The 13795-nt window shown below is 71.4% G+C and carries 1 protein-coding gene; it reads left to right on the forward strand.

Going from position 1 to position 13795, the window contains the following annotated elements; all coding sequences use genetic code 11:
* Nucleotides 1-49 precede the first annotated feature (49 nt).
* On the forward strand, nucleotides 50-13735 hold the full coding sequence (locus tag PXH83_RS28875; protein ID WP_274564287.1) for a type I polyketide synthase: 13686 nt from the start codon (nucleotides 50-52) through the stop codon (nucleotides 13733-13735).
* Nucleotides 13736-13795 lie beyond the last annotated feature (60 nt).

Raw genomic sequence — 13795 nt, forward strand, 5'->3', positions numbered from 1 at the left:
CCAGAAACGGCAGAACATTCCGCGACATGGCATGGCGAGCATATGAGGGATGCAGGTGTCTGAAGATCTCGTGATTTCCCGAAGTGACGACCGGTCCAATGCCGTTGCCGTTGTTGGAATGTCGTGCCGATTTCCCAGCGCACCGGGAATCCAGGAATTCTGGAAACTGCTGACCGACGGAACGGAAGCGATAGGCCGTGCCGCAGACGGTCGTCGGCGCGGCATGATCGAGGCGGTCGGCGACTTCGACGCCGCGTTCTTCGGCATGTCACCGCGCGAGGCCGCCGAGACCGACCCGCAACAGCGCCTGATGCTCGAACTCGGCTGGGAAGCACTGGAGGACGCCGGAATCGTCCCGGGTTCGCTGCGAGGCGAGGCGGTGGGCGTCTTCGTGGGGGCCATGAACGACGACTACGCCACGCTGCTCCACCGGGCCGGCGCGCCGATTGGCGCCCACACCGCCACCGGCCTCCAGCGGGCCATGCTCGCCAACCGGCTCTCCTACGTCCTGGGAACGCGCGGCCCCAGCCTTGCGGTCGACACCGCGCAGTCGTCGTCACTGGTCGCCGTGGCCCTCGCCGTCGAGAGCCTGCGAGCCGGCACCTCCCGCATCGCCGTCGCCGGGGGCGTCAACCTGATCCTCGCCGACGAGGGTTCGGCCGCCATGGAACGGCTCGGCGCGCTGTCTCCCGACGGCCGCTGCCACACCTTCGACGCCCGCGCCAACGGCTATGTGCGCGGTGAGGGCGGCGCCGCCGTCGTACTCAAACCCCTCGCCGACGCCCTGGCCGACGGCGACCCCGTGTACTGCGTGGTGCGCGGCGTCGCCATCGGCAACGACGGCGGCGGCCCCGGGCTGACCGCCCCTGACCGTGAGGGCCAGGAAGCGGTGCTCCGGTCCGCCTGCGCCCAGGCTGGGGTCGACCCCGCTGAGGTGCACTTCGTCGAACTGCACGGTACGGGCACCCCCGTGGGCGACCCGGTCGAGGCGCACGCCCTCGGCGCGGTCCACGGCTCCGGACGGTCGGCGGACACTCCCTTGTTGGTGGGGTCGGTGAAGACCAACATCGGCCACCTGGAGGGCGCCGCGGGCATCGCGGGACTGGTCAAGGCCGTGCTCTGCCTGCGGGAACGCACCCTGCCCGGCTCGCTCAACTTCGACACCCCCAATCCCGCCATCCCCTTGGACCGGCTCCGGCTGAAGGTGCAGACGGCCCCGACCGAACTGCACCCCGGCCCGAGCGGCGCACCCCTGCTGGCGGGCGTCAGCTCGTTCGGTATCGGCGGCACCAACTGCCATGTGGTGCTGGAGCACCTGCCCCAGCCGGCCCCGGCCGGACCGGACGCCATCCCGTCGTCGGCCTCCGAAGCCGCCGCCCCGCACCCGGCCCCGCCCCTGCTGCTGTCGGCCCGCTCCCGCGCGGCGCTGCGGGCGCAGGCCGCGCGGCTTCACGACCACCTGGGCCGGACCGGCGCGGACCCGCGGGACATCGCTTACTCCCTGGCCACCACGCGCACTCTCTTCGAGCACCGCGCCGCACTGCGCTGCGGCGACCGAGAGGAACTCGCCGCCTCCCTCGACGCGTTCGCTCGCGGTAAGACCTCTGCGGGAGTGCGGACCGGCACGGCTGTTTCGGGTGGGACGGCGGTGTTGTTTACGGGTCAGGGTGCGCAGTGGGTTGGTATGGGGCGTGAGTTGTATGGGGCGGGTGGGGTGTTTGCGGGTGTGTTGGATGAGGTGTTGGGGGTTGTGGGGGAGGTGGGGGGTCGGTCTCTGCGTGAGGTGATGTTTGCGGAGGCGGGGAGTGTGGGTGCGGGGTTGTTGGGGTGTACGGAGTTTGCTCAGCCGGCGTTGTTTGCGTTGGAGGTGGCGTTGTTCCGGGCGTTGGAGGCTCGGGGTGTGGGTGTGTCGGTGGTGTTGGGTCATTCGGTGGGGGAGGTGGCTGCGGCGTATGTGGCGGGTGTGTTTTCGTTGGCTGATGCGGTGCGGTTGGTGGTGGCGCGTGGTCGGTTGATGGGTGCGTTGCCTGTGGGTGGGGCGATGGTGTCGGTGGGGGCGTCTGAGGCCGAGCTGGCGGGTTTGGTGGCTGGGTTGGGTGGTCGGGTGTCGGTTGCGGCGGTGAATGGTCCGGCGTCGGTGGTGCTGTCGGGTGAGGCGGGGGTGCTGGATGGTGTGGTGGCGGGTTTGGTGGGTCGTGGTGTGGAGTGCAGGTGGTTGGAGGTTTCGCATGCGTTTCATTCGGTGTTGATGGATCCGATGTTGGAGGAGTTTCGTCGGGTTGCTGCTTCGGTGGAGTTTCACCGGCCTCGTTCTGGTGTGGCGGTGGTGTCGAGTGTGACGGGTGCGGTTGCGGGTTTGGATGAGTTGGGGGATCCGGAGTACTGGGTGCGGCATGTTCGGGAGGCGGTGCGGTTCGCGGATGGTGTGGGGGCTGCTCGTGATGTGGGTGTGGATACGTTTGTGGAGGTGGGTCCGCATGCTGTTCTGACGGTGATGGCGGGGCAGTGTCTCGACGGGGACGAGGGTGATCTTGCTTTCGTGCCGGTACTGCGGCGTGACCGGCCGGAGCTGGAGACCTTCACCACCGCACTCGCCACGCTGTATACGCGGGATGCCGAACTCGACGTCGCTGCCCTCCATTCGGGTTTCGGCGGCCGGCGGGTCGACCTGCCCACCTACCCCTTCCAACGCCGTACTCACTGGTCGCCGGCGCTGAGCCGTGGAATCGCGGCCGACGCCGGGCCGGGCCTGACCACCACCGACGCCGCGGGGAACACCGCGCCCCCGGAGAGCACCGAGGCGCCCCTCAGGGACCCGGACGACGAACCGCTCACGGCGTCCCCGGAGCCGATGTCTCCCGAGCAGCTCGTCCGTCTGGTACGCGAGACCACCGCGACCGTCCTGGGCCACGACGACCCCGACGAGATCGCGCTCGACCGCACCTTCACCTCCCAGGGCCTGGAATCAGCCACCGCGGTCGAGCTCCATGACCTGCTGAACCGGGCCACGGGGCTCACCCTCGCCGCCACGCTCGTCTACGACCTGCCCACCCCGCGTGCCGTCGCCGAACACCTGGTGGCCGCACTGCACGGGACAAAGAGCGCGCACCCCGGCGAGCACGAGGCGGTCGGGGCGGCGGCCGCCCGGGGCGGCACACGGGACGACGACCCGATCGCCATCGTCGGCGTCGGTTGCCGCCTCCCCGGCGGCGTCGACTCGCGGGCCGCCCTCTGGGACCTGCTGGCGTCCGGCACCGACGCGATCTCGTCCTTCCCCGCCGACCGCGGCTGGGACCTCGACGGGCTGTACGACGCCGAACCGGGCGTCCCCGGCAAGACCTACGTGCGACAGGGCGGCTTCCTGCACCAGGCGGCCGAGTTCGACGCAGAGTTCTTCGGCATCTCGCCGCGTGAGGCGACCGCCATGGACCCGCAGCAGCGGCTGCTGCTGGAAACCTCGTGGGAGGCGCTCGAAGACGCCGGAGTGCTCCCCGAGTCGCTGCGCGGCGGCGACACCGGCGTGTTCATCGGCGCCGTCGCACCGGAGTACGGGCCGAGGCTTCACGAAGGAGCGGACGGATACGAGGGGTATCTGCTCACCGGCACCACGGCGAGCGTGGCCTCCGGCCGGATCGCCTACACCCTCGGCACGCGCGGACCGGCGCTCACCGTCGACACCGCATGTTCCTCGTCTCTGGTGGCGCTGCACCTGGCCGTGCAGGCGCTGCGCCGGGGCGAGTGCGGACTGGCTCTGGCGGGCGGCGCCACGGTGATGTCCGGGCCCGGCATGTTCGTGGAGTTCTCCCGGCAGCGCGGGCTGGCCCCCGACGGCCGCTGCATGCCGTTCTCCGCCGATGCCGACGGTACGGCCTGGTCCGAGGGCGTTGCCGTACTGGCACTGGAGCGGCTCTCCGACGCCCGGCGCGCAGGTCACCGGGTGCTGGCGGTCGTCCGGGGCAGTGCGGTCAATCAGGACGGCGCCAGCAACGGCCTCACCGCGCCCAATGGTTCCGCGCAGGAAGGCGTCATCCGGGCGGCCCTGGCCGACGCCGGACTCGCCCCGGGCGATGTGGACGCCGTCGAGGCGCACGGCACGGGTACGGCGCTGGGCGACCCGATAGAGGCGGGCGCGCTGCTGGCCACGTACGGGCGTGAGCGGGTGGGAGAACCGCTGTGGCTGGGGTCGCTGAAGTCAAACGTCGGGCACACCCAGGCCGCCGCCGGGGCCGCAGGCGTCATCAAGATGCTGCTGGCCATGCGACACGGCACGCTGCCGCGGACGCTTCACGCGGACCGGCCCAGCACACATGTCGACTGGTCGTCGGGCACGGTGGAACTGCTGGCCGAGGCGCGCCGGTGGCCGGAGCGCGCGGGCCGCCCGCGGCGGGCCGCGGTGTCCTCCTTCGGGATCAGCGGCACCAACGCCCACCTGGTCATTGAGGAGGCGCCGGCAGAGACGCCCACCGAGCCGCCGACTGTCACCGCTCCCACAGCCGAACTCGCACCGACTCTGGCATGGCCGGTGTCGGCCCGCTCGGAGGAGGCGTTGCGGGCGCAGGCGGCGCGGTTGCGGGAGCACGTGGAGCGTGTGGGCGCCGATCCGGTGGACGTCGCGCATTCGCTTGCGGTGACGCGTGAGTCGTTCGGTGAGCGTGCGGTGGTCGTCGGTGGCGACCGTGCGGAGCTGATGGCAGGCCTGGACGCGCTCGCCGCGGGACACACGAGGCCGAAGACCGTCCGGGGCACGGCTGTTTCGGGTGGGACGGCGGTGTTGTTTACGGGTCAGGGTGCGCAGTGGGTTGGTATGGGGCGTGAGTTGTATGGGGCGGGTGGGGTGTTTGCGGGTGTGTTGGATGAGGTGTTGGGGGTTGTGGGGGAGGTGGGGGGTCGGTCTCTGCGTGAGGTGATGTTTGCGGAGGCGGGGAGTGTGGATGCGGGGTTGTTGGGGTGTACGGAGTTTGCTCAGCCGGCGTTGTTTGCGTTGGAGGTGGCGTTGTTCCGGGCGTTGGAGGCTCGGGGTGTGGGTGTGTCGGTGGTGTTGGGTCATTCGGTGGGGGAGGTGGCTGCGGCGTATGTGGCGGGTGTGTTTTCGTTGGCTGATGCGGTGCGGTTGGTGGTGGCGCGTGGTCGGTTGATGGGTGCGTTGCCTGTGGGTGGGGCGATGGTGTCGGTGGGGGCGTCTGAGGCCGAGCTGGCGGGTTTGGTGGCTGGGTTGGGTGGTCGGGTGTCGGTTGCGGCGGTGAATGGTCCGGCGTCGGTGGTGCTGTCGGGTGAGGCGGGGGTGCTGGATGGTGTGGTGGCGGGTTTGGTGGGTCGTGGTGTGGAGTGCAGGTGGTTGGAGGTTTCGCATGCGTTTCATTCGGTGTTGATGGATCCGATGTTGGAGGAGTTTCGTCGGGTTGCTGCTTCGGTGGAGTTTCACCGGCCTCGTTCTGGTGTGGCGGTGGTGTCGAGTGTGACGGGTGCGGTTGCGGGTTTGGATGAGTTGGGGGATCCGGAGTACTGGGTGCGGCATGTTCGGGAGGCGGTGCGGTTCGCGGATGGTGTGGGGGCTGCTCGTGATGTGGGTGTGGATACGTTTGTGGAGGTGGGTCCGCATGCTGTTCTGACGGTGATGGCGGGGCAGTGTCTCGACGGGGACGAGGGTGATCTTGCTTTCGTGCCGGTACTGCGGCGTGACCGGCCGGAGCTGGAGACCTTCACCACCGCACTCGCCACCCTCTACGCCCGGGGCGCCCAGATCGACTGGGACGCGCCGAATCGGAAGAGGGACGCACGACGCATCGATCTGCCCACATACCCTTTCCAGCGCGCCCGTTTCTGGCTGGACCCCGCCCCCGCCGCAGTGCCCACCGCCATGGCCGCCGGTTCGTCCGAGGACGTTCCGACCGCTGCTCAAGGGGTGACTTCGGCGACGGCCGGGCTCCGCTACCGCGTCACCTGGCAGCCCGCCGCCGTCGGCTGCGGAGTCCCCCGGCCGGCGGGTCGTATGCTGCTGCTGGCCTCGGACGACGACACGACGGACTCCGGGCTCGCCACCGCGATCGCGCGTGAACTCGCCGTGCGCGGCACCGAGGTCCACACCGCTGTCGTGCCGGTCGGTACCGGTCGGGAGGCGGCCGCAGACCTGCTGCGGGCCGCCGGTGACGGTGCCGCACGCAGCACGCACGTCCTGTGGCTCGCCCCGGCCGAGCCGGACACGGCCGACGCCGTCGCGCTGATCCAGGCCCTGGGCGAGGCGGGACCCGACGCCCCGCTCTGGATCACTACGCGCGACGCGGTGGCTGCTCAGCCGGGCGAGGCCCCTTCCGTCGCAGGCGCTCAGCTCTGGGGGCTGGGGCAGGTCGCCGCACTCGAACTTGCCCAGCGCTGGGGCGGTTTGGCGGACCTGCCCGGGGAGCCGTCGCCTGCCGCGCTCCGTGCGTTCGTCGGGACGCTGCTCGCCGAGGGCGAGGACAACCAGTTCGCGGTACGGCCCTCCGGAGTCCATGTCCGCCGCGTGGTCCCCGTCCCCGTCCGCGCCGCCACCACCGCCGCCGCCCGGGACGCGCAGGGCGACACGCCCGACGGAGTCGTGCCGGGAAACCGGCGGTCCTCAGGCACCGTACTGATCACCGGGGGCACCGGCGCCCTGGGCGCGCAGGTCGCCCGCAGGCTCGCCCGGGCGGGCGCCCCGCATCTGCTCCTGGTCGGCCGGCGCGGGGCGGCCGGCCCCGGAGCGGGCGAACTTGTCGAGGAGCTGACAGCCCTCGGTACCGAAGTGACCGTCGCAGCCTGCGACGTCGCCGACCGGGACGCGCTTGCCGCGCTGCTCGCGGGCATTCCCGAAGACCGGCCCCTCGCCGCCGTACTGCACGCGGCAGGCGTGCTCGACGACGGTGTGCTCGACTCGCTCACCTCCGACCGGATAGACGCCGTACTGCGTGCCAAGGTCACTGCGGCCCGCCACCTGGACGAGCTCACCGCCGACCTCCCGCTGGACGCCTTCGTTCTCTTCTCCTCCATCGTCGGAGTGTGGGGCAACGGGGGGCAGGCCGCCTACGCGGCGGCCAATGCCGCGCTCGACGCCCTGGCGCACCGGCGCCGGGCCCGGGGAGGGCGTGCCACCTCGATCGCCTGGGGCCCGTGGGCCGGAGCCGGGATGGCGTCCGGAACGGCGACGAAGTCCTTCGAGCGGGACGGCGTCGCGGCCCTGGATCCCGAGCACGCGCTCGACGTACTGGACGACGCGGTCGGCGCCGGTGGGACCTCCGCTGCCGCCGGGGCCTCTGCGGCCGTCGCGACCTCGCTGATCGTCGCCGATGTGGACTGGGAAACCTTCGTCGGGCGTTCCGTCACCCGCCGCACCTGGGCACTTTTCGACGGTGTTCCCGCCGCCCGCTCAGCGCGTTCCGCCCGTGCCGCGCAAGGCCGTGCCACTCTCCCCCGGGGGACGCGGCCGGGCCACGGTGGGCCGGGCGGAAGCGGAGCCGGAGCGGACGAAGGCCGACCCTGGCTCTCCGTCGGCCCCTCGTCGACGGAACGGCGACGGGCCCTGCTCGACCTGGTGTGCTCCGAGGCCGCCGAGATCCTGCGCCACGCCTCGGCCGACGCGGTCGACCCGGAGATCGCGTTCCGGTCCGCCGGGTTCGACTCGCTCACCGTTCTCGAACTGCGCAACCGCCTGACCGCTGCCACCGGGCTGAACCTGCCGAGCACCCTGCTCTTCGACCACCCCAACCCGACCTCCCTGGCCGCCCATCTGCACGACGAACTGTTCGGTACCGACAGCGAAGCGGAGCCTGTCGCGGACACCCGCGCCCGGGCCACGGCCGACGAGCGCGAGCCGATCGCGATCGTGGGCATGGCGTGCCGCTACCCGGGCGGCGTGTCGTCGCCGGAGGACCTGTGGCGCCTGGTGGCCGAAGACGGGCACACCCTCTCTCCGTTCCCTGTCGACCGTGGCTGGGACGTCGAGGGGTTGTACGACCCCGATCCGGAGGCGGTGGGTCGTAGTTATGTGCGGGAGGGCGGGTTTCTGCACGGGGCGGCCGAGTTCGATGCGGAGTTCTTCGGTATTTCGCCGCGTGAGGCGGCGGCGATGGATCCGCAGCAGCGGTTGTTGCTGGAGACGTCGTGGGAGGCGTTGGAACGGGCCGGGATCGTGCCGGACGCGCTGCGCGGCACCCGTACCGGAGTCTTCACCGGCATCTCCCAGCAGGACTACGCAAGCCAGTTGGGGGACGCCGCCGAAACCTACGGCGGGCATGTGCTCACGGGGACGCTCGGAAGCGTGATCTCCGGCCGGGTTGCTTATGTGTTGGGGTTGGAGGGGCCGGCGTTGACGGTGGACACGGCGTGTTCGTCGTCGTTGGTGGCGTTGCATCTGGCGGTGCAGTCGTTGCGGCGGGGTGAGTGTGACATGGCGTTGGCCGGTGGGGTGACGGTGATGGCGACGCCGACGGTGTTCGTGGAGTTCTCGCGGCAGCGTGGGCTGGCGTCGGACGGGCGGTGCAAGGCGTTTGCGGAGGGTGCGGACGGCACTGTGTGGGCCGAGGGTGTTGGTGTGTTGTTGGTGGAGCGGTTGTCGGATGCTCGTCGGTATGGGCATCGGGTGCTGGCGGTGGTGCGGGGGAGTGCGGTCAATCAGGATGGTGCGAGTAACGGTCTGACGGCGCCCAGTGGTGCGGCCCAGCGGAGGGTGATCCGTGAGGCGTTGGCTGATGCCGGGCTGGCTCCGGGGGATGTGGATGCGGTGGAGGCGCATGGTACGGGTACGGCGTTGGGGGATCCGATCGAGGCGGGTGCGTTGCTGGCGACGTATGGGCGTGAGCGGGTGGGTGATCCGTTGTGGTTGGGGTCGTTGAAGTCGAACATCGGGCATGCTCAGGCTGCTGCGGGTGTGGGTGGTGTGATCAAGATGGTGGAGGCGATGCGGCATTCGTCGTTGCCTCGCACTCTTCATGTGGATGCTCCGTCGTCGAGGGTCGAGTGGGGTTCGGGGGCGGTGGAGTTGCTGACCGAGGCCAGGTCCTGGCCCCGGCGGGCGGGCCGGGTGCGTCGGGCGGCTGTTTCTGCCTTCGGCGTGAGCGGGACGAACGCCCATGTCGTCATCGAGGAACCGTCGGTCGAGGAGTCGGCCGAAGCCGAGGCTGTTGTCACTGCTGCGGCTGAGTCCTCTTCGGTTCTGGCGTGGCCGGTGTCGGCCCGTTCGGAGGAGGCGTTGCGGGGGCAGGCGGTGCGGTTGCGGGAGCACGTGGAGCGTGTGGGTGCTGATCCGGTGGATGTTGCGCATTCGCTTGTGGTGTCGCGTGCGTCGTTCGGTGAGCGTGCGGTGGTTGTCGGTCGGGAGCGTGGGGAGCTGCTGGCCGGTCTGGATGCTGTGGCGGCGGGTGTGGTTGCTGCGGGGGGTGCCGCGTCGGGTGTGGTGCGGGGTTCGGCGGTGCGGGGGCGTCGGGTGGGGGTGTTGTTTACGGGTCAGGGTGCGCAGTGGGTTGGTATGGGGCGTGAGTTGTATGGGGCGGGTGGGGTGTTTGCGGGTGTGTTGGATGAGGTGTTGGGGGTTGTGGGGGAGGTGGGGGGTCGGTCTCTGCGTGAGGTGATGTTTGCGGAGGCGGGGAGTGTGGATGCGGGGTTGTTGGGGTGTACGGAGTTTGCTCAGCCGGCGTTGTTTGCGTTGGAGGTGGCGTTGTTCCGGGCGTTGGAGGCTCGGGGTGTGGGTGTGTCGGTGGTGTTGGGTCATTCGGTGGGGGAGGTGGCTGCGGCGTATGTGGCGGGTGTGTTTTCGTTGGCTGATGCGGTGCGGTTGGTGGTGGCGCGTGGTCGGTTGATGGGTGCGTTGCCTGTGGGTGGGGCGATGGTGTCGGTGGGGGCGTCTGAGGCCGAGCTGGCGGGTTTGGTGGCTGGGTTGGGTGGTCGGGTGTCGGTTGCGGCGGTGAATGGTCCGGCGTCGGTGGTGCTGTCGGGTGAGGCGGGGGTGCTGGATGGTGTGGTGGCGGGTTTGGTGGGTCGTGGTGTGGAGTGCAGGTGGTTGGAGGTTTCGCATGCGTTTCATTCGGTGTTGATGGATCCGATGTTGGAGGAGTTTCGTCGGGTTGCTGCTTCGGTGGAGTTTCACCGGCCTCGTTCTGGTGTGGCGGTGGTGTCGAGTGTGACGGGTGCGGTTGCGGGTTTGGATGAGTTGGGGGATCCGGAGTACTGGGTGCGGCATGTTCGGGAGGCGGTGCGGTTCGCGGATGGTGTGGGGGCTGCTCGTGATGTGGGTGTGGATACGTTTGTGGAGGTGGGTCCGCATGCTGTTCTGACGGTGATGGCGGGGCAGTGTCTCGACGGGGACGAGGGTGATCTTGCTTTCGTGCCGGTACTGCGGCGTGACCGGCCGGAGCTGGAGACCTTCACCACCGCACTCGCCACCCTCTACGCCCGGGGCCTTCCGGTGCCGCCGGCTCCCTCCGAGCCTGCCGGCCGGCGGGTCGACCTGCCCACGTACGCCTTCCATCGGGACCGCTACTGGCTGGCGGCTCTGCCCCGGCTCACGACCGGCGGGGTGTCGGCGGCAGGCCTGCATGGGGTGGAACACCCGCTGCTTGCCGCCGCCGTGGAACTGCCCGGCGCCGAAACCGAGGTGTGGACCGGCCGGATCTCCGCTGCGGACCTCCCGTGGCTCGCCGACCACTTGGTGTGGGACCGCGGCGTGGTGCCGGGATCCGCACTGCTGGAGATGCTGCTCCAGGTAGGAAGCCGGATCGGTCTGCCGCGCGTCGCCGAACTGGCCTTCGAGACCGCGCTGACCTGGGCTGCGGACAACCCGGTCCAGATCCGGGTCGTCGTGGCCGCTCCTGCCTCCGGCCCCGGGGGTGCCCGTGAGGTGAGTCTCCACTCACGGCCCGAACCCGTCGCCGACCCCTCGCATTCCACCCGTTCCCCGCACCTCGCGGCGCAGGATCGTGACAACGGCTGGACCCGGCACGCCTCCGGGCTGCTCGCCCCGGCTGCCGACCATGCCGACCACACGCACGAGGCCGGCCACCCCCACGGGGCTCCCCACCCCCACGAGAGCGGCCACCCCCACGGTGCCGACCGAACCGGTGCCGACGCCTTCGCCGAACTCACCGGCGCCTGGCCCCCTGCCGGCGCCGAGCCGCTCGACATCGCCGGTCAGTACCCGCTCTTCGCAGCCGCCGGAGTGCGCTACGAAGGGGCCTTCCGAGGGCTGCGCGCGGCATGGCGTCGCGGCGACGAGATCTTCGCCGAAGTGCGGCTGCCCGACGCGCACGCCGCCGATGCCGCCCGTTACGGGGTGCACCCCGCCCTGCTCGACGCGGCTCTCCACCCGATCGCGCTGCTCGACCCGTTGGGCGACGGCGGACACGGCTTGCTGCCGTTCTCCTGGACCGACGTACGGCGCCACGATGCCGCCGGACATGCGCTCCGGGTACGGGTGGCGGCCGTCGACGGCGGCGCGGTGTCGATCGCCGCGGTCGACCGCGAGGGCTCCCCAGTGCTTTCCGCCCGCTCCCTGGCACTGCGTCGCATACCCGCGGACCGGCTTCCCGCCGCACCCGCCGCCCCTCTCTACCGCGTGGACTGGGTGCCGCTTCCCGGGCGAGTGTCCGTCGCCGCAGTCACGCGCTGGGCGGTCGTCGGACCGGAGGCCGAAGCCACCGCGGCCGGGCTGCGTGCCGTCGGCATCGACGCCCGTACCCACGTGCTCCCCTTCGACGAGCCGCTGCCGCCGCAGGTCGGCGCGGACGCCGAAGTGATCCTCCTCGACTTGACCACCGCCACCGCCACCGCCACCGCCACCGCCAGTCGTACGGCGCCCCACGGCAGGCTCCTCGGCCTCCTCGACGAGCTGCGTGCGACGGTGCGCCGGACTCTCGAAGCCGTACAGGCCCGACTCGCCGACACCGACACCGACACCGACACCAACGCGGATGCCGGTGCAGACTCCGGCGTCCGTACGGACGCCCGTACAGCCACCCGTCCCGGCGGCCGCCCGCGGCTCGTGGTCCTGACCCGGGGTGCGGCCGGTCCCGAGGGAGGCGCGGCCGATCCCGCGGGTGCCGCTGTCTGGGGGCTCGTCCGGGTCGCCCAGGCCGAACAGCCCGGCCGCTTCACTCTGGTGGACGTCGACGGCGCGCAGGCGTCGCTGCGGGCCTTGCCCGGCCTGCTGGCCACGGACACCGCTCAGTTGGCCGTGCGCGATGGACGCGCCGCCGTCCCGCGCCTCGTACGGGTGGCCGACGTGGCCGACGTGGCCGACCTGGACACCGGCAGCGACACAGCGGCCGACGAGACCGGTGCCGGGGAGCCGGCCGAGACGCTGGACCCCAACGGCACCGTGCTGATCACCGGTGGCACCGGAGCACTGGCCGCAGAAACCGCCCGGCACCTTGTGGAACGGCACAAGGCGCGCCACCTCCTGCTCGTCAGCAGGCGCGGCCCCGACGCACCCGGCGCCGCCGAACTGGCCGCGGAACTCACGAATCTGGGCGCCGAGGTCACCGTCCGGGCCTGTGACGTCGCCGACCGCGACGCCCTCCGCCGCCTGCTCGGCGAGCTCCCCGCCGAACATCCGCTGACCTGCGTCGTGCACACCGCCGGGGTGCTCGACGACGGTGTGCTCTCCGTCCAGACTGCCGAGCGGATCGACGCGGTACTGCGGCCCAAGGCGGACGCCGCCGTCCACCTGGACGAGCTGACCCGTGAACTCGGGCCGGTTCCACTGGTGTTGTACTCCTCGGTCTCGGCCGCCCTGGGCAGTGCGGGCCAGGCCGGGTACGCCGCGGCCAACGCGTTCCTGGACGCCCTGGCCGCCCGGCGGCGCGCCGCCGGGCACCCCGCGCTGTCGCTCGGCTGGGGCTGGTGGTCCGGCCTGGGCCTGGCCACCGGGCTGGAGAGAGCGGACGCCGCGCGTATCCGGCGCTCCGGCGTCGCCCCGCTCGACCCCCGGGCCGCGCTGGAGCTGTTCGACCGGGCCCTGGTCAGGCCCGAGCCCGCACTGCTGCCCGTGCGCCTCGACCTGCGCGCCGCGGCCCGTGCCACCGTTCTGCCGGAGGTACTGCGTGACCTGGTCGGCGTCCCGGCAGACGGCGGGAGCGCGCCCGGAGCCGTGGCGGGCGCCGGGGGCGAGGCCGGTACCGGCCACCGGCCTCCCGCCCCGGCCGACGCCGCCGCGGCACTGGCGACCCGGCTCGCGGGGCGCTCCGCGCCCGAGCGGACGGCCCTCCTGCTCGACCTGGTGCGGACCGAGGTCGCGGCGGTGCTGGGACACGGCGACACCGCCGCGGTGGGCGCCGCCCGTTCCTTCAAGGACGCCGGATTCGACTCCCTCACGGCTGTCGATCTCCGCAACCGGCTGAACGCGCGCACCGGGCTGCGGTTGCCCGCGACCCTCGTGTTCGACCACCCCACACCGCTGTCCCTCGCCGAACTCCTGCTCGGCGAGTTGACGGCGGCAGGCCGAGCGGAACCGGCCGGCCCGGTCCCGGACGAACCGGCCGGTGCCGAAGACCTGTCCAGCGCATTCGACCGGCTGGAGCGCAGCCTCGCCGCGACCGACGACGGCGATGCCCGTGTCCGCGCCGCACAGCGGCTGCGCGGCCTGCTGGCCGCGCTCACCGTCGGCTCCGGCGAGCAATCCGGACCGGGCGCCGGAGAAAGCCCCCACGGCCCCGGCGATGTGGTGATCGACCGGCTCAGGTCGGCCTCCGACGACGACTTGTTCGACCTGCTCGACAGCGATTTCCAGTGAGCCGGACCGCGCCGCGCGCCGGCTGCTGAACCGCTCCGCACCCTGACCCATGACATGACG

Source organism: Streptomyces spiramyceticus (assembly GCF_028807635.1).
GTDB classification, from domain to species: domain Bacteria; phylum Actinomycetota; class Actinomycetes; order Streptomycetales; family Streptomycetaceae; genus Streptomyces; species Streptomyces spiramyceticus.